Here is a 19,247-nt window from a genome sequence, read left to right as displayed (position 1 = left end):
TAGTCTGGTGCCCGAATCCGCCGCGTTGCGCGCACGCGTCCGGCCGGGCAACGACAGACGGGGAAGAGCATGCGTTCAGGGGCTTCAGCACCGCTCGCGCTGGCCGATACGGGGCACGGCATCCGGGCGTTCGCGCGGCGTCAGGTCGGCCGACTGGTCGGCGCCGGGCTGTTTGCGCTGGTCGCCTTCGGTGTCGCCAGCCTCGCCACCTGGAACGTCGCCGACCCAAGCTTCTCCCACGCCACCGGCAACATCGTCACCAACGCCATGGGCTATGCCGGCGCTGTCTTTTCCGACCTTGCCATGCAGTTCTTCGGCCTCGCCGCCGTCGCGGCGCTGGTGCCAGCGGTGATCTGGGGATTTCTGCTGTTTTCGGCGCGCGGCGTCGACAGGCTGCCGAAGCGCGGGCTCGCCTGGTTCGGCTACGCGGTGCTTGCCGCGGCCATCGCCGGCTGCGTGGTGCCGCCCCAGACCTGGCCGCTGCCGACCGGCCTCGGCGGCGTGTTCGGCGACATGGTGCTCAAGATTCCCGGTCTCGTCGTCGGCGGCTATCCGACCGGTCTCATCGCCAGCGTGCTTGCCGTGCTTCTGGCGGCGCCGGCCCTGTGGCTGTTTGCCTATGGTTCGGCGCTGATTGCACGCAAGAACGGCTTCGCCGTCCTGGAGCAGCCGGCCGAACCCGATCCCCGGGATCAGGACGACCTGCTTTTCGACAATGACGAGGACGAAGGCGACGAGGGCATTCTGGCGCTTGGCGCGATCACGCATTGGTGGCTGTCGTTGCGCGCCTATCTGCGCCGCCGTGCCGCGCGCCGCCAGGAGCGCGACGATTTCGAACCGGAGATGGAACCGCGCGCCAGCGCCTGGCGGCGCGCTGCCGAAAGGGTCGAATCGGCCGAATACGCCGAAGCGCGGATGAGTGCCGATGGCCGCGCCCGCGTGGAGCCGGAATTCTTCGCCGCCATGGTCAACGACCGCAGCGCCTCGCTCGATCCCGATGACGCCGATGTCTTCGACGATGACGAAGACATCGATTTTGCGCCGGAGCCCGCAGGCCAGCATCGCGCCACGCCCAACGCCGCGACGCGCGTGGCGGCGCCGGCACCCCGGCCCGTGCCGGGCGCCCGCGTCCAGCGCGAGGCGCAGACCTCGCTGATTAGCTCCGAAAAATTCGAAATGCCGTCGCTGCATTTCCTGTCCGAACCGAAGAACGTCGTGCGCGACGCCAGCCTGTCCAAGGATGCGCTGGAGCAGAATGCCCGCCTGCTCGAGGGTGTGCTGGAGGATTTCGGCGTCAAGGGCGAGATCATCCATGTCCGCCCCGGCCCGGTCGTCACGCTCTATGAGCTGGAACCGGCGCCCGGCATCAAATCGTCGCGGGTCATCGGCCTGTCCGACGACATCGCGCGCTCGATGAGCGCGATCGCCTGCCGCGTCGCCGTGGTGCCCGGCCGCAACGCCATCGGCATCGAGCTGCCGAACGCCAAGCGCGAGACCGTCTATCTCAGGGAGATCATGGCCAGCCGCGATTTCGAGACCACCAAGGCCAAGCTGGCGCTGGCGCTGGGCAAGACCATCAATGGCGAGGCGGTTATCGTCGACATCGCCAAGATGCCGCATGTGCTGGTCGCAGGCACCACCGGTTCGGGCAAATCGGTCGCCATCAACACCATGATCCTGTCGCTGCTCTACCGGCTGACGCCGCAGGACTGCCGGCTGATCATGATCGACCCGAAAATGCTGGAGCTCTCGGTCTATGACGGCATCCCGCATCTGCTGACGCCTGTCGTCACCGACCCGAAGAAGGCGGTGGTGGCGCTGAAATGGACCGTGCGCGAGATGGAGGACCGCTACCGCAAGATGTCGAAGGTGGGCGTGCGCAACATCGACGGTTTCAACGCGCGCGTGCAACAGGCGGAGAAGAAAGGCGAGAAAATCTCGCGCACCGTGCAGACCGGCTTCGACCGCCAGACCGGCGAGGCGATCTACGAGACCGAAAACCTCGATCTCGAGCCGATGCCCTACATTGTCGTCATCATCGACGAGATGGCCGACCTGATGATGGTCGCCGGCAAGGACATCGAAGGCGCCGTGCAACGCCTGGCGCAAATGGCGCGCGCCGCCGGCATCCACGTGATCATGGCGACGCAGCGGCCGTCGGTCGATGTCATCACCGGCACGATCAAGGCCAATTTCCCGACGCGCATCTCCTTCCAGGTGACGTCGAAGATCGACAGCCGCACCATCCTGGGCGAGCAGGGCGCCGAGCAACTGCTCGGCATGGGCGACATGCTCTACATGGCCGGCGGCGGCCGCATCCAGCGCGTGCACGGTCCCTTCGTCTCCGACGACGAGGTCGAGAGGATCGTCGCGCATCTGAAGCTGCAGGGCGTGCCGGAATATCTCGACGCCATCACCGAGGATGAAGGCGAGGACGACGACGAGCCGTCGGGCAAGGGTGGGGCAAGTGGTGGCGGCGGCAATTTCGAGGATTCCGACGATCCCTACGACCAGGCGGTTGCCGTGGTGCTGCGCGACGGCAAGGCCTCGACCAGCTACATCCAGCGCCGGCTCGGCATCGGCTACAACCGCGCCGCTTCGATCATCGAGAAGATGGAGAAGGAAGGCATTGTCGGCCCGGCCAACCACGCCGGAAAACGCGAGATCCTGGTGCCGACGGAGGAGGACAAGTTCTGATCCGATCCGGGAAGAACCGCCAGGGTCTGCCCGGGGCTGCAACCTTGGTGGCGGCAACTTTGAACCTTTTGGCGCGTTGCTGCGACTGAGCACTGTCAGGTCCGCCAAACTTAAGCCCAACTGGGCGGCCAAGGGACTGCGACGATATAGGAACCAGATGAGAGTGACCGGTATGAAAAACTCTTCCTTTGCCTCGATCAGCGATTTTGCCCCGACCCGCCGCCAGGTGCTTGGCCTCGGCCTGGTCCTTGCCGGCGCGGCGGCCATCAATGTCGTCCCCGGCGTCCAGTTGCTGGCGTCGGCGCAAGCAGCGGTGCCGCCGGCGGCGCAGAAAATCGCCGACCATTTCTCCTCAGTCAAATCGATGACCGGCGAGTTCGTGCAGTTTGGACCCAAGGGCGAGCAGACCGGCGGCAAGTTCTTTCTGGAACGGCCGGGCAAGATCCGCTTCAACTATGACGGAGCGTCGAATTTCAGGGTGATTTCCGACGGCAGGTCGGTGGTCATCCTCAACAAGAGGCTGAAAACGTCCGATCTCTACCCGCTGTCGAAGACGCCGCTGAAGCTGCTGCTCGACACCAGGATCGACCTCTCCGGCGGCCGCGTCAGAAGCGTCAAGGAGGAGAACGACCTCACCACCATCCAGCTTGCCGACAAATCGGTGTTCGGCAATTCGAGGATCACGATGATGTTCGATCCGAAATCCTACGAATTGCGCCAGTGGACCATCACCGACGCGCAAGGCAAGGACACGACGGTGATGATCTTCAACGTCAGGGAAGGCGTGCGTTTCTCCCCCGACACCTTTGCCATCGACTATACGGCGAACCGCGAGCTCAACACCAAGTCGCGGTAACTCCGCCGCTATGGGAAGCTGTCCGGACGTTGGCGCTGCCCCTCACCTGCCTGCCGGCATCCTCTCCCCGTAAACGGGGCGAGGGCGCTCTCGTCGATCATTTCGCCAATCGCCAGCGTTGAAATAAAGACGCCAAGGCCACGGCCAGCTTCTTTCTCCCCGTTTACGGGGAGAAATGCCCGGCAGGGCAATGAGGGGCGGCGCCGAGATCAACAATTGGCGCCCGGCTTGTCTTTACATCGTGCCGCTGGCAGTTTCCGGATCTGACTCTTCAAAAAGGCGTCAACCTGTCAGGCCTTCCAGGCTGTGGCGGGCCACGCGCTGCCCCGGATCCTGTGCATGCCCTTCTCCATCGCCACCTGGAACATCAATTCCGTCCGCTTGCGCATGCCTATCGTCGAGCGCCTGCTTGTGGAACAGGCACCGGACGTGCTCTGCCTGCAGGAAACCAAAGTCCCGGACGAGCTGTTTCCGGAAAAGGCCTTCCGCAAGCTCGGTTACGAGCACATCGCCTTCCACGGCCAGAAGGGTTATCACGGCGTGGCGACAGTGGCGCGCCGACCGATCAAGATTGTCGAAAAGCGCCGCTTCTGCGAGATCGAGGACTGCCGGCATCTGTCGGTCACCGTCCGGGCCGGCGGCAAGGCGATCCTGCTGCACAATTTCTATGTTCCGGCCGGCGGCGACGAGCCCGATCCCCTCATCAACCGCAAGTTCAAGCACAAGCTGGATTTCGTCGCCGAGATGAACGCCATCCGCGCCGAGCACGACGAGGTGTCCGGTTCGATCCTGGTCGGCGACCTCAACATCGCGCCGCTCGAGCATGATGTCTGGTCGCACAAGCAGCTCTTGAACGTGGTCAGCCATACGCCGGTCGAGACGGAAAGTTTCGAGGCGATGCGGCTCGCCGGCGACTGGGTCGACCTGATGCGGCTCAACGTGCCTTATGAGCAGAAGATCTACACGTGGTGGAGCTATCGCGCCCAGGATTGGCAGGCGTCGGATCGCGGCCGGCGGCTCGACCATGTCTGGTCATCGCCGAACCTGGTGCCGAGCTTTGCCGGCTACGAGATCCTGCGGCCCGCGCGTGGCTGGGAACGGCCCTCGGACCACGTGCCGGTGATTGCGCGGTTCGACCTGGAATAGGTATGTCGATATTCAGGTGATGCCGGCCTGCAAATGGCGGCTTCCTGCGCTTCCGGTGCTCACGTACCCAAAAGTACGCTCCGCTCCGGTTCTCGGAATCCGTCATTTTCGACTCGGCCTGACCTGAATCTCAACATACCTTGGGCGCAGCGAGGGCTTTGCGCGAGAGTGCTCGAATTTTTGTGCCGATTCCACTCACTCGTCGAAGCGCGGCGCCAGCTTCTCGATGCGGCGGATCATCGCCTGAAAATCCTCGGAGATGCGCTGGTGCAGATGGGCCGCGATATCGGGATATTCCTCCAGGATGCGGCGAAACATCTTGCGGCTGAGCCGCAGCACTTCCGAATCGATCTCCGCGGATGCGCTGGTCAGCCGGTTGGTGTCGGCGATCAGCGCCAGCTCGCTGAGCATCGTTCCGGGGCCGGCCGTGCCTATCGGGACGCGGTCGCCGTCCTGCTCGCGATAGAGCACGATGCGCCCGCTGACCACGATATAGGCGCAATCGGCCTCGTCGTCCTCGCGGTAAAGCTTGTGGTCGGCCTGCAGTTTGGTGGTTTCCGCGCCGAAGGCGAGCAAACGCAGCTGTTCCTGCGTGAAGCCCTCGAAGAGCCTCACGGTGGACAGGATGCGGATGTCGTCATCCAGCGCCATCTAGCTATGTCCCCGAACGGTCAGTCCAATCCCTCCCTTAGAGCGCCGCGCGTCTGGATGCGCAAAGGACACTCTAACACTTTGAATCGACGCATCGCGCTTTCCAAAAATCGAGTCCGATCTTTGGGCCGATGCGTCAGTTCGATCCAGAACCACCTCCAGTCTCAGGACCGCACCCGAAAGCGGTCCCGCCCCGACCGCTTATTGGATAATGAAATGTTTAAGGAACCAGCTTGTAGCCGCCGCTTTCTGTCACAAGAATTTCCGCATTGGAAGGATCGCGCTCGATCTTCTGGCGTAGCCGGTAGACATGGGTTTCCAGCGTGTGCGTAGTGACGCCGGAATTGTAGCCCCACACTTCCTCGAGCAGCACGTCGCGCGTCACCACCTTCTGGTCGGCGCGGTAGAGATATTTGATGATCGAGGCTTCCTTCTCGGTCAGCCGCACCTTGGCGCCGCGCTGGTCGATCAGAAGCTTCTGGCTGGGCTTGAACGTGTAGGGGCCTACCGAAAAGGTGGCGTCCTCGCTCTGCTCATGCTGGCGAAGTTGCGCACGGATGCGGGCCAAGAGTACCGCGAAACGGAACGGCTTGGTTACATAGTCGTTGGCGCCGGCTTCGAGGCCGAGAATCGTGTCCGAATCGGTGTCGTGTCCAGTCAGCATGATGATGGGCGACTTGTAGCCGCCCTTGCGCAGGATCTTGACCGCCTCCCGGCCGTCCATGTCAGGCAGGCCGACATCCATAATGAGCAGATCGACGAGGCCGCCGCGTGCCGCGGCGACGCCTTTGGCGGCGTTTGATTCCTGCAGGACGTCAAATTCCTCGTAGAGAGACAATTGCTCGACGAGCGTGCCGCGCAGGTCGTCATCGTCATCGACGATCAGAATGGTGCGTGAAGTCATGGATCAATCCGTTGTTTTGAAAAGAAAATTCAGTTGACCGCCACCTGTTTATGCGGAAGCTGACCGGCACAACAGCCGATCACAGTGTTTTGTTCCGTGGCACGATCATACAAGAAAAAACGCGGGCGCAATGAGGCGAGCGCATTTTTGCGAAAAGGGCTTCGTGTGCTCACGGTGCGCGCCAGGCCCGGCCACGCCAGCCAGGGGCTGCTGCAGGTCGGCGGACTGGTGTTTTCATGTGCGCTGGGACGCGGCGGCATTTCGGCCGGCAAACGCGAAGGCGACGGTGCCACGCCGCTTGGTTCGATGCGGATCCTGTCGGGCTATTTCCGGAGCGATCATTTTTCCGGCGCCCGCAGAACCCGGCTGGCGATGGCGCCGATCGGTCCCGATCTCGGCTGGTGCGAAGTGCCTGCGGACCGCAACTACAACCGTCCGGTCAGGATTCCCTATGGCGCCAGCCACGAGCGGATGCTGCGCGCCGACCGGCTCTATGATGCCTGCCTGGTGCTCGACTGGAACATTGCGCCACGTCGCCGCGGGCGCGGCAGCGCCATCTTCTTTCACCTCGCGCGTCCCGGCTTCACGCCGACGCAAGGCTGCGTGGCTGTGACGGCACGTACGATGGCCCGGCTGTTGCCACTGCTGTCGGATCGGACGGTGGTGAGGGTGGTGAGGTAGGGGAATAGGGGAATAGGGGAATAGGGGAATAGGGGAATAGGGGAATAGGGGAATAGGGGAATAAGAAGTGTCAGTAGATAGCGCGGGCGCGCCGCTTAGCTTGCCCTACTGCCCTACTGCCCTACTCCCCTACTTCGGCCGCTGCCAGCCGATGTCGAGCAGACCGAGCCGGCCAAGCTCCCGGTCCATGGCGCGGGCGACATCCTTCCGTTCGGCGCCGATGTCGCGCAATTGGCGATCCGAAAGATCCTCGACGTTTTCGCACGGGAGCTCATGCGGGAGGTTGACCGCGATTTTCGCGTGTCGGAACCACTCGATTGCCGCCCGCAGCCAGATTGGCCCGGCGGCCGGAGACTTCAAGACGATGTGGGACATGACGTGACCCCTTCTCTCCGGATATCAAATCCGATTTGATGGTTTATCGATGGTCCCATCATGCCGGATTGAAATTTAAGAGGGAAACGAGTAGTTTTTGCCAGATCATCAAGTTTTATTTGTGGATCAAGAGCGATGATCCTGCCAAAAATCATCCCGCGCTGATGGCCCGCCTGCTGCCCGGAACCCGTGCCTTGAGGACGCTGGAAGCAGCCGCCCGGCACCTCAATTTCACCCGCGCCGCCGACGAGCTCGGCCTGACGCCGGCCGCGGTCAGCCACCAGATCAAGGAAATCGAGGATCAGCTCGGCATCGTGCTGTTCACGCGCACCAGCCGCACCATCCGGCTGACGGAGGCGGGCGCGGTGCTGTTCGAGGCCGCGACCGACGCGCTCGACCTGCTCGGCCGGGCGGTTTCGCGGGCGCACAAGATGGCACGCGGAACGGCGCTGCTGAAAGTGACCCTCGACGCGCAGTTCGCGACAAAATGGCTGATGCGGCGCGTCGAGGATTTTCGCAAGCAGCGGCCCGACATCGAGCTGCGGTTCGACATTGCCTCGGAATTACGCGATTTCGACCTGGACGACGTCGATGCCGGCATCCGTTTCGGCGCCGGAAAATATCCGGGCCTTTGCGCCCACCGGCTGTTCGACAACGTCATCATTCCTGTCTGCAGTCCGGCGTTACTGCGGGCGGGGCCGCCGCTGAAGGAGCCGCGCGACCTGTTCCATCACACGCTCGCCCATATCGAGTGGGCGCGACAGGGCGTGACGTGGCCGAACTGGCGCATGTGGATGGCGGCGGCCGGCGTCGACGATTTCGACGACAGCCGAACGCTCGTCTTCGGCACGTCCTCGGATGTCGTTCAGGCTGCGCTCGACGGCAATGCCGTCGCGCTCGCCGATTTCGCTATGGTGGCAAACGACCTGTCCGAGGGCAGGCTGGTGCGCCCCTTTGAACTGGGCATGAAGGTGGCGCCCGACTTCGCCTATCATCTGGTTTATCCGCAGGAAGCCGCCGATGACGTCAGGATCGTGGCGTTCAAGGACTGGCTCCTGAACGAGGTCCACAACCCGCAGCCGGACCCGACACGCCCAAGCTGGGATGAGCTTTAAACAGCCGACATCAGCGGGCGTCGCCGCAGTGCTCAGCCGGCGACTTCCGCCACGCCGAACCAGCCGATCACGGCGCCGACGAGGAGCAGCACGCCAAGCCAGTGGCCGCTGTCGATGAGGGTAAGGTCCCAGCCGAAACCTTCGTAGCGATGATTGACGGATAGCGTCGTGGCGACAAATCCCAACCAGAGGACGAAACCGAAGACGAGCCCGGCGACGAGGCTCGGTTCGCCGCCGGTCACTGCGCCGAGGACCAGCGCCATGACCAACGCCATCACCAGTTCCGCGATGAAGGAGATGACGAAGGGCAGCGGCGATTTACTCATGGTCGCGGGATCAAGCTTGGCGGCCTTCAGCCATGGCTTGCTCAAGGCCATGTACCAGGCGGCGCCGAACAGCCACGCCACCACGGCGGCGACAATCACTGCCAGCCAGTTCACCGCTGAAAAATCCATGAACGTCCCTCCCGGATGACGCGCGATGGAACGCCTGTTCGGCGCTGTCGTCAAGCAAGGCGCCAGACGGTCGTACGCTTGACTTCGGCGTCCTCCAGCGCCCGCGTCACCGTCACCTCGTAGACCGCAAGCGGATCCAATCCTGTCTTCGGCATATAGGAACGGCCGGGATCGCCAACGAGGATGTCGGCGCCGCGCGCTTTCAGCATCGCGAACCACGGCATCAGCCTGTCGGCGAAGGACCTGTCGTAGTAGACGTCGCCGGCCAAAACCACATCCCAGCCGGCATCGGTTCCGATGCAGTCGGTACCCAGGAACTCTATCTCGACACCATTGGCCTCGGCATTGAGGCGGATCGCGGTCGCGCAGAACGGGTCGATGTCGGCGGCGATCACCTCTGCCGCGCCGGCCTTCACTGCCGCGATGGCGACAAGGCCGGAACCGGAGGCGAAGTCGAGCACGCGCTTGCCGTGCACGTCAGACGAATTGTCGAGGATGTAGCGGGCAAGACCCTGGCCGCCGGCCCAGGCAAAGGCCCAGAAGGGCGGCGGCAGGCCGATATCAGCCAGTTCGTCCTCGGTCCGCTGCCACAAATCATGCGCTTCGTCGGCCAGATGCAGCAGGATCTCCGGCACATGCGGCGGCGCCATCAGCGCCGTGTTGTCGAGGATGAATTTCTTCGCGCTGTTTGGCGTGAGCACCGTCACGGAGCCGGCGTCAGGCCGCCCATGCGGCAGACCTCTTTCCATTCGGCCGACGTCACCGGCTGCACGGAAAGCCGTCCGAGCCGGACCAGCGCCATTTCGGCGAGCTTGGGATTGGCCTTGACCTGTTCCAGCGTCACCGGCTTCGGCACATCCTTGACGGCGCGGATGTCGACGCATTCCCAGCGTGGATCGTCAGTGGTGGTATCGGGATGGGCCAGCGCGCAGACCTCGGCGATGCCGACCACGTCGAGCCCGTCGTTGGAATGGTAAAAGAAGCCGAGATCGCCGATCTGCATCGCCTTCATGTTGTTGCGTGCCGCATAGTTGCGCACGCCGTCCCACTGCGTGCCGGCCTTGCCCTTCGCCTTCAGCGCCGCGAAGGAGAAGACCGAGGGTTCCGATTTGAACAGCCAGTAGTTCATTGTTTTGCTCCTCCTGGCGCCTGGAGATCAGGCAGCCGACGGCTTGTTGAACACCCAGTTCCACTGCCGGATTTCGACGCTCTCGAACAGCCCTGCCTTGGCATAGGGATCGGCAGCCGACAGGGCTTCTGCCGCTGCCATGTCCGGTGCCTCGATTACAGCGAGCGTGCCGTTGGGTTTGCCCTCGGCGTCGAGAAACGGCCCAGCGAACGCGAGCTTCCCCTCGCCGTTCAGGCCTTCCAGGAAGATGACATGGGCAGGCCTTGTATCGACGCGCACCTGCAGGCTGCCCGGCTTGTCCTTGCAAATCAACGCAAACAGCATTCTTCCATCTCCGGATTGTTCGAAATCATACGTCGGTTTCGGTCTTCAGCGGTCGTGTCATCAGCGCCGACACAGCCTGGTTTATGGTGATGGTGCCGTCCAGTATGGCTGACACGGCTGTGATGATCGGTGCGTCGATCTTGCGTTCGGTGGCGATGCGGGCGGCGATCGCCGCCGTCGGCACGCCTTCCGCCAATGGCAGGCCGGCAAGTGGCTTGCCTTGCCCCATCGCCAGCCCATAGGCGAAATTGCGCGACTGGGCGGACGAGCAGGTGAGCAAAAGATCGCCGAGGCCTGAAAGCCCCATCAGCGTCTCCGGTTTCGCGCCGAAGGCAGCGCCGATGCGGCGCAATTCGACGAAGCCGCGCGTCACCATGGCGGCCTGGGCGCTGGCCCCGAGCCGGGCGCCGGTGACAGCGCCTGAGGCGATGGCGAAGACGTTCTTCAGCGCGCCGCCGATCTCGACGCCGATGAGGTCGTCGCTCGAATAGCAGCGCAGATTCTCAGCCGAAAAGCGGGCGGCAAGGTCGGCAGCCAGATCCGGACGACGAGCGGCGACCACTACGGCCGTCGGCAGGCCCCTTGCGACGTCGGTGGCGAAACTCGGGCCGGAGAGAGCGGCGACCGGATTTCCGGGCAGGATGTCCCCAGCGATCGCCGACAGCAATGCGCCGGTGTCGCGCTCGATGCCCTTGGCGCAGAGAACCAGCGGGACGCCTTTCGGCACATGGTCTTTCGCGGTTGCCAGCATGGCGCGCAGCGATTGCGCCGGCGTCACCGCCAGCACGCAGTCGGCGCCGTCGAGCGCGGCCTCGACGTCGCTCGTCGCCACGATACCGGCCTGGAGCGCGATGCCGGGCAGATAGCGCGGGTTCTCGCCACGGTCGATCGCGGCGACGGTCTCCGGGTCGCGCGCATAGAGACGGACGAAATGACCGGCGCGCAACATGGCCAGCGCCAGCGCCGTGCCCCAGGCGCCACCGCCAAGCACGGCGACGCGCCAGCCGCTTGGGCGCCGACCATCTACGCCTTTGGCATTCACGCCCCTGACATTCACGCTCTTGGCATTCATGCCTTGGCCCCACGCCGGCCCGAACCGACCATCGGGGCAGAGATGCTGTCCAGCGGCCAGCGCGAGCGCGGCACGAAATCGGCGGTGTTCTCACCTGATATACCGGCGCGCAGCCTTTCGATGCCGGCCCAGGCGATCATCGCCGCATTGTCGGTGCAGAGTTTGAGCGGCGGCGCGACAAAGGCAAAACCGGCCTGCTCGCACAGGGCTTCCAGTGTCGCCTTGATCGTGCGGTTGGCGGCGACGCCGCCAGCAACGACCAGCGCCGGATTTTGCATGTCGGGAAACGCCTCGCGAAAACGCACCAGCGCCCGCGAAACACGGTCGTCCAGCGCATCCGCCACTGCCGCCTGGAACGAGGCGCAGATGTCGGCCACGTCCTGGTCGCTCAACGGGGCGATGGCCGTCGCCGCCTGGCGCACGGCGGTCTTCAATCCGGAAAAGGAGAAATCGGGCTGTGCCGAGCCCTTCATCGGGCGGGGAAAGGCGAAGCGCGCGGCATCGCCGTCTGCTGCCGTCTTCTCGACATTGGGTCCACCGGGATAGGGCAGGCCGAGCATCTTGGCCGTCTTGTCGAAGGCTTCGCCGAGCGCATCGTCGATCGTCGTCGCCCAGCGCTGGTAGTCGCCGACGCCGCGCACCGCGACGATCTGCGTGTGGCCGCCGGATACCAGCAGCAGGAGGTAGGGAAAATCGAGCCCATCGGTCAGCCGCGCGGTCAGCGCATGGCCTTCGAGGTGGTTGATGGCGATCAGCGGCTTGTTTGCTGCCGCCGCGATCGCCTTCGCCGTCATCAGCCCGACGATCAGCCCGCCGACGAGGCCGGGGCCGGCGGTCGCGGCAATCGCGTCGATGTCGGCGAGATCGACGCCCGAATCGGCCAGCGCCGCCCCGATGATGTCGTCCAGTGCCTCGACATGGGCGCGCGCGGCGATCTCCGGCACGACTCCGCCGAAGGCGGCATGCTCCTCGATCTGGCTGAGCACGATATCGGACAGGATCCTGGGCGTTGAATCACCATCCAGCGCTACCACGCTGGCGGCTGTCTCGTCGCAACTCGTCTCAATGCCCAGAACGCGGATCAATTCGTCGCTGCCTCTAGAGATTGTACAACCGGCCTTTCCCCGCTAGGAGAAAGCCCGGAAAACGGTCTCAATCTGCCGGGGGTTATCACGGACTGCGCGCCATGCAAACAACCTTGAAAATCGGAACACGCGGCAGCCCGCTGGCACTGGCGCAGGCGCATGAAACGCAGGCGCGGCTGATGGCCGCGCATGGCATGCCGGTCGAGGCATTCGAAATCATCGTCATCTCGACCAGCGGCGACCGCATCCAGGACCGGCCGCTGTCGGAAGCCGGCGGCAAGGGGCTGTTCACCAAGGAGATCGAGGAAGCGCTGCTTGAGCGCCGCATCGACATCGCCGTGCATTCGTCGAAGGACATGCCGACTGTGTTGCCCGACGGGCTGGAACTTGCCGCTTTCCTGCCGCGCGAGGACGCACGCGACGCTTTCGTCGGCAAGGCGGCGAAAGCAATCGCCGAGCTGCCGCAGGGCGCGAAGGTCGGTTCGTCGTCGCTCAGGCGTCAGGCGCTGATCCGGCGCATGCGGCCGGACCTCGATGTGGTGATGTTCCGCGGCAATGTGCAGACGCGGCTGCGCAAGCTGGACGAGGGCGTCGCCGACGGCACCATCCTCGCTTATGCCGGGCTGAAGCGGCTCGGGCTCGAAGATGTCATTACCGACCTGATGCCACTCGACATCTTTCCGCCAGCACCGGGGCAAGGCGCGATCTGCATCGAAAGCCGCATCGGCGATCGCGATGTGGAAAGGATGCTGAGGCCGATCCATGACGTGCCCACCGGGCAGGCGCTGGCCTGCGAACGCGCCTTCCTGGCCGCGCTCGACGGGTCGTGCCGCACGCCGATCGCCGGCCATGCGACGATCGCCGACGGCACCCTATCCTTCGCCGGGCTGATCATCTCGCCGGATGGCGCCGAATCGCATGAAGTCAAGGCGCAAGGCCCGGCGCAAGATGCCGCCCGCATCGGCGAGGACGCCGCCAGGACCGTGCGGGCCAGGGCCGGCGAAAAATTCTTCGACGGCTGGGCCTGACATGGTTCGCGTCCTGGTGACGAGGCCGGAGCCGGGCGCCTCGCGCACAATGCGGCGGCTCGAGGACCAGGGTTTCCAGCCGGTCCTGTTGCCGTTGACCGAAACGGTGGCTCTGCCGGTCGATGCCGATGCCGTCGCCGACAATGCCGCGGCCGTCGCGGTCACCAGTGCCAATGCCGTGCGCCATGCGCCGAAGGAAATCATCGCGGCGCTCGCCGCCTTGCCCTGTCACGCCGTCGGCAAAAGGACGGCGGAAGCAGCCCGCGCGGCGGGATTCCCGTCCGTCAGCGAAGGCCTGGGCGATGCCGAGGCGCTGGCCGATGCGCTTGCCGGCGGCTTCGCGGCTGGTACGGTCGTCTATCTGTGCGGACGCGTGCGGTTTCCGGCGTTCGAGGCGCGGCTGAAGGCCGCGTGTATCCACGTCCGCGCCATCGAGACCTACGACACCGTTGCGCCAGGCTATTCGGACGCCGCAATCCTTGCGCGCCTGTCCGGCCAGCCGGTTGAAGCGGTGCTGCTCTATTCGGCCAAGGCGGCGGCAGCGATGCAGGCCCTGACCGAGCGGCCGGCGCTGTGTGCGCTTTTTGAAAACACATGTTTCTTCGCCCTGTCCGGACGTATCGCCGCAGCCCTGGGCGACGTCGCCGACAAAGAAATCCGCATTGCGCCGGAACCCAGCGAAGACGCGCTGCTGGAACTTTTGCAGGTACGCCGCTGACCGGCATCCGCCGCTGCTCCGTCCGGGCAGAAGGTGCCGGCAGGTCGATGAGGGGCTGGGCGATTGCCTGAGGTATAGCGTATTTGTTCTTGCTTTGTGCCGGCAATTATGTTAGTAATTTTTGTATGGTGTTGATTGCGCCAACGACCCGCCCGCCGAGGCGGGTTTTTTATTTCCGGAGTCGACGCTATCCTTCGAAGCCCCGTGTCATCACGCCGCCCCTTTTCACCGCTTGGTGATGTGCTAGACCCTTTCTGAACCATCCCGAAGCGAATTTTTGCGGAGCCAAAGCATGGTCAAGACGCCGAAAATGCGGCATTCGAAAAGCCGTCGCGAGCCGGTGACCATCGAGCTCGAGCCCGGCGCCGTCTCGCGCGTTGCCGACGAGGATGCCGCCAAGCCACGGACTGAGGGGGCACGGACCGAGGAAGACCAGGCCGAGGGAGCCCAGACCGAGGAGGCGAAGGTGGAAGAAGCCGCCTCGCAGCCGGAGGTCCCTGACGAACCGGTGCATGCCGACCAGACCGATCTCGAGCCGTGGGAACATGCCGACGCGGCGCCGCAGGCCGGCTCGGAAGAGCCAGCAGAGGTCGGCACCAAGCGTCCAGAAGAATCAAAATCCACTTATCCGGCCGGCTCGGAGGCATCGGCGAATCGGGCCTTCGACTACAGTTTCGACGACGCATCGGCCAAAGCCAGCCGGATGGGGGCCAGCCGGATGGGGGCCAGCGGGATGGGGGCCAGCGGGACGGGGGCCAGCGGGACGGGGGCCAGCGGAAGCGAAGAAGCGCCGAAAGAAGCCCAAACGAGGAATGACGACATGGCAGCGCAGCCGAAGCGTGGCGGCATCAACGGCATCGCTGCCGGCATTATCGGCGGCGTCATCGCGCTGGCCGCCGCCGGAGGGCTGCAGTTTGCCGGCCTCATTGGCGCGCCAGGCGCGGGCAGCGTATCGCTCGATGGCATCAATGGCGAAATCGCTTCGCTGAAGAGCGAGATCGCCGGGCTCAAGGACTCGGCCGGCAACAGCGATGTGACGGCCAAGGTGGATGGGCTGTCGTCGGCGCTGGATCAGGTCAAGGCGGATGTCGCGGCGCTGAAATCGGCGGTCGAGCAGGCTGGCGACACCGCCGGGCTTGCGGCACTTGGCGACAAGGTCAGGCAGATCGAGACGGCGGTCGCGGCCCTCGGCGAGGCCGGCAACACGGCGCCGGCCGATCTCGGGCCGCTCAACGAAAAGCTGGCCGGGTTCGACGCGGCGGTGAAATCCGCCGGCGAGGCGACGAAGGCGCAGGAAAGTCGGCTTGCGGCGCTGGAACAGTCGGTGTCGCAGCTTTCCGGCAAGGTCGAGGCACAGGCGGGGCAGCCGAAGATCGCGCTAGCCATCGCCGCGTCGGCGCTGAAGGCGGCACTCGACCGCGGCGCGCCCTTCGCGGCCGAACTCGAAACTCTTGCGGCGATTTCACCGGACGCACCGCAGATTGCGAAGCTGCGTCCCCACGCCGAAAAGGGCGTTCCGACCCGCGCCGAAATCGCGGCGGAGGCAGACGCCGCGGCCAGTGCCATGGTCGCCGCCGCCGCGCCAGTCGATGAGAATGCCGGCTTCCTGCAGAACCTTTTGTCGAGCGCCGAATCGCTGGTCAAGGTCAGGCCGATCGGTGCCGTCGAAGGCGCCGGCGCGCCGGAAACCGTCGCGCGCATGGAGGTGGCGGTCAACCAGGGCGACTACGCCAAGGCGCTCAGCGAATACGATGCGCTGCCAGAGGCCGTGAAGGCCGCCGGCGCCGACTTTGCCGGCAAACTGAAAGCGCGAATCGAGGTCGAGACTGAGGTCGACGCGTTGATATCAGGCGCGATGAAGGCGTGATGAGGAAAACCCGATGATTCGCATTCTCCTCTTCCTCGCCGTCGTTTTCGCGCTCGGGCTGGGTTTCGCCTGGCTGGCAGACCGGCCGGGCGAGATGGTCGTCACCTTCAGCGGCTATCAATACCAGGTCAGCCTGATGGTGGCGGCGGTGGCGGTCGTCGCCGTCGTTGCCGCGGTGATGATCGTCTGGTGGCTGATCAAATCGCTATGGAACAGTCCCTACACCATCTCGCGCTATTTCCGCGTGCGCCGCCGCGATCGTGGTTATCAGGCGCTGTCGACCGGCATGATCGCCGCCGGCGCCGGTGACGGGGCACTCGCCCGCAAGAAGACCAAGGAAGCGGCAAAGCTGATCCGCTCCGACCAGGAGCCGCTGATCCAGTTGCTGGAGGCGCAGGCCTCGCTGCTCGAAGGCGACCATGAGGGCGCGCGCGAGAAGTTCGAAACCATGCTCGACGATCCGGAAATGCGGCTGCTTGGCCTGCGCGGGCTCTATCTCGAGGCCGAGCGCCTCGGCGATCGCAACGCGGCGCGGCACTATGCCGGGCGCGCCGCGGTGATGGCGCCGCAACTGGCCTGGGCCGCCGAATCGACGCTGGAAGACCTGACCGGGCGCGGCGACTGGGACGGCGCGCTGAAACTGGTCGAGGCGCAGAAATCGACGCGGCAGATCGAACGCGACGCCGCCAACCGGCGCCGCGCCGTGCTGCTCACCGCCAAGGCGCAGGCGCTGATCGACAGTGACCCCAATGCCGCCAGAACCGCCGCCCTCGAGGCCAACCGGCTGCGGCCGGATTTCGCGCCGGCGGCGGTCGTCGCCGCCAAAATGCTGTTTCGTGAGAACGATGTGCGCAAGGGCTCGAAGATACTGGAAGCGGCGTGGAAGGCCGAGCCGCATCCGGAGATCGCCGAGCTTTACACCCACGCCCGGCCTGCGGACGCCGTGCTCGACCGGCTGAACCGGGCGAGGAAGCTGCAGGAGATGAAGAAGAACCACGCCGAATCCTCGCTGGCGGTGGCGCGCGCCGCGCTCGACGCGCAGGATTTTTCAACCGCCCGCCGGGAGGCCGAGGCAGCCATTCGCATGGACCGTCGCGAAGGCGCCTATCTGCTGCTGGCCGACATCGAGGAGGCCGAGACCGGCGATCAGGGCAAGGTGCGGCAGCTGTTGTCCAAGGCAGTGCGTGCACCGCGCGATCCGGCCTGGGTTGCCGACGGCGTCGCCTCCGAACGCTGGGCGCCGGTGTCGCCGATCACCGGCAAGCTCGACGCCTTCGAATGGCGGGCGCCGTTGGAGCGGCTCGGCCAGCTCATCGACAGTGATGAGGACGCGCCGGGCGCCGCGGTGCCGACCATTGCGGCGCCAATCAAGCCGGCAAAGGAAAATGTGCCGGCAAAGGAAAACGTGATCGAGCTGAACCCCGCTGTTTCGGCCGAAAGACCGATCACGGCTGCGGCATCGGAAGGTAGCGAAGACCATGTCACGCCGGTCACCGCTTCGGCCTTTGCCTCGGTGCCACCGGATGCCGAAGCTGTCGAGCCGGCGGAGGAACTGGCCCGGCTGCCCGACGACCCCGGCGTCGACCCGGACGACGAGAACGAAAAATCACCACGCAGGTTTCGCTTGTTCTGATTTGGCCGAGCTTGGTAGTCTTGGCCCTATGGGAAGTAATCGCATGTTCGAACGCGTTCTGTCGTTTCTGAAGGAGCTGCCGGCAGGTGGCGGCGCCCGCAATGACGCCGATGATCCGCGCGTTGCCGCATCCGCCCTTCTCTACCATGTGATGAACGCCGACGGCGTGCGTCAGGATGCCGAATGGGAGCGGTTCAAGGCGGTGCTGGCGGAAAGCTATTCGATCGGCGGCGACGAGCTCGACGCGCTGGCCGCCGCCGGCGAGCGGGCCGACAATGAGGCGGTCGACCTCTACGCCTTCACCAGCGTGTTGAAGCGCCAGCTCGATCCAGATGCGCGAAAAGCCTTCATCGGCCTGATGTGGGAGATCGTCTATGCCGATGGCGAGTTGCACGAACTCGAGGACAATATCGTCTGGCGAGTCGCCGAGCTGATAGGCGTCGAACGCCGCGACCGGGTCGAGGCGCGGCGCAAGGCGGCGGCCGAGGCGCCGGGCGCCACCGGAACGTCGAGCGACGAATAGACAGGATCCCCATGCCTAGCCCGCAATTCTCACACTCGATGTGGCCTGCGCCGGTTCAAGAAGCCGGCAGGGTAGGAGCCGCGCGCAGAGCGATGCGGTCCCATCGGGCAAGCGCGGCGACGCAGCCTGCCGGCTTCTTCAACCGGCCCTTCGGGTTGCCTTTCGGCGGGCACCTACGGTGTCGGGCTGCTCAACCGTATGTCTCTATACGCTTTTCGCAGCCCGACACCGTATCTGCCGCGCCGAAAGAGCAACGCAGGCTACATGGAGTGTGAGAATTGCGGGCCAGGCCGAGACCAAAAATCCTGATCGTGCTGCATCAGGAGAGTTCGAGCCCCGGTCGCGTCGGCCATATGCTTATCGAAGAAGGCTTCGACCTCGATCTCCGCTGCCCGCCGCTCGGCGACGCCTTGCCGGAGACGCTGGACGGTCATGCCGGAGCCGTGGTGTTCGGCGGACCGATGAGCGCCAACGACGAGGACGACTTCGTCCGCCGCGAGACCGACTGGCTGAAAGTTCCGCTCAGGGAGAACCGGCCGTTGCTCGGCATCTGCCTCGGCGCGCAGATGCTGGTCAACCATCTTGGCGGCAAGGTCGAGGGTCATGGCGAGGGGCTGGTCGAGATCGGCTGGTATCCGTTGAAGGCGACCGAGGATGGCCGGAAGTTGATGCACTGGCCTGACATGGTCTACCAGTTTCACCGCGAGGGCTTTTCGCTGCCGAGGGACGCGACGCTGCTGGCGACGGCCGAGACCTATCCCAACCAGGCCTTTCGTTATGGCGACAATGCCTGGGGCATCCAGTTCCATGGCGAATTGACCCGGGTGATGATGCAGCGCTGGGTCGTTCGCGGCGCGCATCGCTTCGAGTTGCCCGGCGCGCAGCCAGGCCGCGATCATCTCGGCGGCCGGCTGATCTGGGACATGCACCTCAAGCGCTGGCTCGGCGAATTCCTGCAGACGATCTTTGGCAGCCCCGCTGTTTGATG

The 19,247-nt window shown here is 64.8% G+C and carries 20 protein-coding genes; 11 read left to right on the top strand and 9 right to left on the bottom strand.

Going from position 1 to position 19,247, the window contains the following annotated elements:
- Positions 1-69 precede the first annotated feature (69 nt).
- The 3 genes from EJ066_RS06330 to EJ066_RS06320 all read left to right on the top strand — a co-directional run bounded on the left by EJ066_RS06330 (position 70) and on the right by EJ066_RS06320 (position 4,699).
- Positions 70-2,697 (top strand): DNA translocase FtsK, encoded by a 2,628-nt coding sequence (locus EJ066_RS06330; RefSeq protein ID WP_126035917.1) that lies wholly within the window; start codon positions 70-72, stop codon positions 2,695-2,697.
- Between the two features lie 172 nt (positions 2,698-2,869).
- Positions 2,870-3,553, top strand: a complete 684-nt coding sequence (locus EJ066_RS06325) for an outer membrane lipoprotein carrier protein LolA (protein WP_126043768.1) — start codon at positions 2,870-2,872, stop codon at positions 3,551-3,553.
- A gap of 339 nt (positions 3,554-3,892) precedes the next feature.
- The gene (locus EJ066_RS06320; RefSeq protein ID WP_126035915.1) at positions 3,893-4,699 is read left to right on the top strand and encodes an exodeoxyribonuclease III; all 807 of its coding nucleotides are present in this window, start codon (positions 3,893-3,895) and stop codon (positions 4,697-4,699) included.
- 195 nt (positions 4,700-4,894) lie between these two features.
- Here EJ066_RS06320 and EJ066_RS06315 read toward each other — a convergent pair whose 3' ends face one another.
- Both EJ066_RS06315 and EJ066_RS06310 read right to left on the bottom strand, forming a co-directional pair.
- Entirely contained in the window at positions 4,895-5,350 is a 456-nt protein-coding gene (locus EJ066_RS06315; RefSeq protein ID WP_126035913.1) for a cyclic nucleotide-binding domain-containing protein, read from the bottom strand.
- A gap of 220 nt (positions 5,351-5,570) precedes the next feature.
- Positions 5,571-6,254: a response regulator transcription factor gene (locus tag EJ066_RS06310; protein WP_126035911.1), complete on the bottom strand. Its 684-nt coding sequence runs from the start codon at positions 6,252-6,254 to the stop codon at positions 5,571-5,573.
- 147 nt (positions 6,255-6,401) lie between these two features.
- Here EJ066_RS06310 and EJ066_RS06305 point away from each other — a divergent pair, with 147 nt between their 5' ends.
- Complete coding sequence (locus tag EJ066_RS06305) at positions 6,402-6,935, top strand: L,D-transpeptidase (RefSeq protein ID WP_189644442.1); 534 nt, start codon at positions 6,402-6,404, stop codon at positions 6,933-6,935.
- Between the two features lie 129 nt (positions 6,936-7,064).
- Here the strand turns inward: EJ066_RS06305 and EJ066_RS06300 are convergent, their stop codons facing one another.
- On the bottom strand, positions 7,065-7,310 hold the full coding sequence (locus EJ066_RS06300; RefSeq protein ID WP_126035906.1) for a hypothetical protein: 246 nt from the start codon (positions 7,308-7,310) through the stop codon (positions 7,065-7,067).
- Positions 7,311-7,474: 164 nt separating this feature from the next.
- Between EJ066_RS06300 and gcvA the strand changes: the two genes are divergently transcribed.
- Positions 7,475-8,425 (top strand): transcriptional regulator GcvA, encoded by a 951-nt coding sequence (gcvA, locus tag EJ066_RS06295; protein ID WP_126035904.1) that lies wholly within the window; start codon positions 7,475-7,477, stop codon positions 8,423-8,425.
- A gap of 32 nt (positions 8,426-8,457) precedes the next feature.
- Here the strand turns inward: gcvA and EJ066_RS06290 are convergent, their stop codons facing one another.
- The 6 genes from EJ066_RS06290 to tsaD are packed head-to-tail and all read right to left on the bottom strand — an operon-like array spanning position 8,458 to position 12,487.
- Positions 8,458-8,880 carry a DUF1761 domain-containing protein gene (locus tag EJ066_RS06290; protein WP_126035902.1) on the bottom strand — a complete coding sequence of 141 codons (423 nt, stop codon included), beginning with the start codon at positions 8,878-8,880 and terminating at the stop codon, positions 8,458-8,460.
- A gap of 50 nt (positions 8,881-8,930) precedes the next feature.
- A complete protein-coding gene (locus tag EJ066_RS06285; RefSeq protein WP_189644441.1) occupies positions 8,931-9,629 on the bottom strand; it encodes a methyltransferase in 699 nt (232 codons plus the stop codon).
- Positions 9,584-10,009, bottom strand: a complete 426-nt coding sequence (locus EJ066_RS06280) for an EVE domain-containing protein (protein ID WP_126035900.1) — start codon at positions 10,007-10,009, stop codon at positions 9,584-9,586. Before EJ066_RS06280 ends, EJ066_RS06285 begins: the two co-directional genes overlap by 46 nt.
- A 27-nt stretch (positions 10,010-10,036) precedes the next feature.
- Complete coding sequence (locus EJ066_RS06275) at positions 10,037-10,333, bottom strand: YciI-like protein (protein WP_126035898.1); 297 nt, start codon at positions 10,331-10,333, stop codon at positions 10,037-10,039.
- A gap of 25 nt (positions 10,334-10,358) precedes the next feature.
- Complete coding sequence (locus EJ066_RS06270; RefSeq protein ID WP_126035896.1) at positions 10,359-11,405, bottom strand: NAD(P)H-dependent glycerol-3-phosphate dehydrogenase; 1,047 nt, start codon at positions 11,403-11,405, stop codon at positions 10,359-10,361.
- On the bottom strand, positions 11,402-12,487 hold the full coding sequence (gene tsaD, locus EJ066_RS06265; protein WP_189644514.1) for a tRNA (adenosine(37)-N6)-threonylcarbamoyltransferase complex transferase subunit TsaD: 1,086 nt from the start codon (positions 12,485-12,487) through the stop codon (positions 11,402-11,404). Before tsaD ends, EJ066_RS06270 begins: the two co-directional genes overlap by 4 nt.
- Positions 12,488-12,591: 104 nt before the next feature.
- On the opposite strand from tsaD, the gene hemC reads away from it, so the two are divergent.
- From hemC to EJ066_RS06235, 6 genes are all read left to right on the top strand, one after another.
- The gene (gene hemC / locus EJ066_RS06260; protein ID WP_126035892.1) at positions 12,592-13,518 is read left to right on the top strand and encodes a hydroxymethylbilane synthase; all 927 of its coding nucleotides are present in this window, start codon (positions 12,592-12,594) and stop codon (positions 13,516-13,518) included.
- Between the two features lies 1 nt (position 13,519).
- On the top strand, positions 13,520-14,236 hold the full coding sequence (locus EJ066_RS06255; RefSeq protein WP_126035890.1) for a uroporphyrinogen-III synthase: 717 nt from the start codon (positions 13,520-13,522) through the stop codon (positions 14,234-14,236).
- Positions 14,237-14,528: 292 nt separating this feature from the next.
- The gene (locus EJ066_RS06250; protein WP_126035888.1) at positions 14,529-16,103 is read left to right on the top strand and encodes a COG4223 family protein; all 1,575 of its coding nucleotides are present in this window, start codon (positions 14,529-14,531) and stop codon (positions 16,101-16,103) included.
- 13 nt (positions 16,104-16,116) lie between these two features.
- A complete protein-coding gene (locus EJ066_RS06245; RefSeq protein WP_126035886.1) occupies positions 16,117-17,736 on the top strand; it encodes a heme biosynthesis protein HemY in 1,620 nt (539 codons plus the stop codon).
- Between the two features lie 43 nt (positions 17,737-17,779).
- Positions 17,780-18,259, top strand: a complete 480-nt coding sequence (locus EJ066_RS06240; RefSeq protein WP_126035884.1) for a TerB family tellurite resistance protein — start codon at positions 17,780-17,782, stop codon at positions 18,257-18,259.
- A gap of 278 nt (positions 18,260-18,537) precedes the next feature.
- Positions 18,538-19,245: a glutamine amidotransferase gene (locus EJ066_RS06235; RefSeq protein WP_126035882.1), complete on the top strand. Its 708-nt coding sequence runs from the start codon at positions 18,538-18,540 to the stop codon at positions 19,243-19,245.
- Positions 19,246-19,247: the final 2 nt, after the last annotated feature.

Origin of the sequence: Mesorhizobium sp. M9A.F.Ca.ET.002.03.1.2 (assembly GCF_003952365.1) — a bacterium.
Lineage (GTDB): Bacteria > Pseudomonadota > Alphaproteobacteria > Rhizobiales > Rhizobiaceae > Mesorhizobium.
The sequence above is the reverse complement of the archived record's forward strand: the minus strand, read 5'-3'. Positions and strand labels throughout refer to the sequence as shown.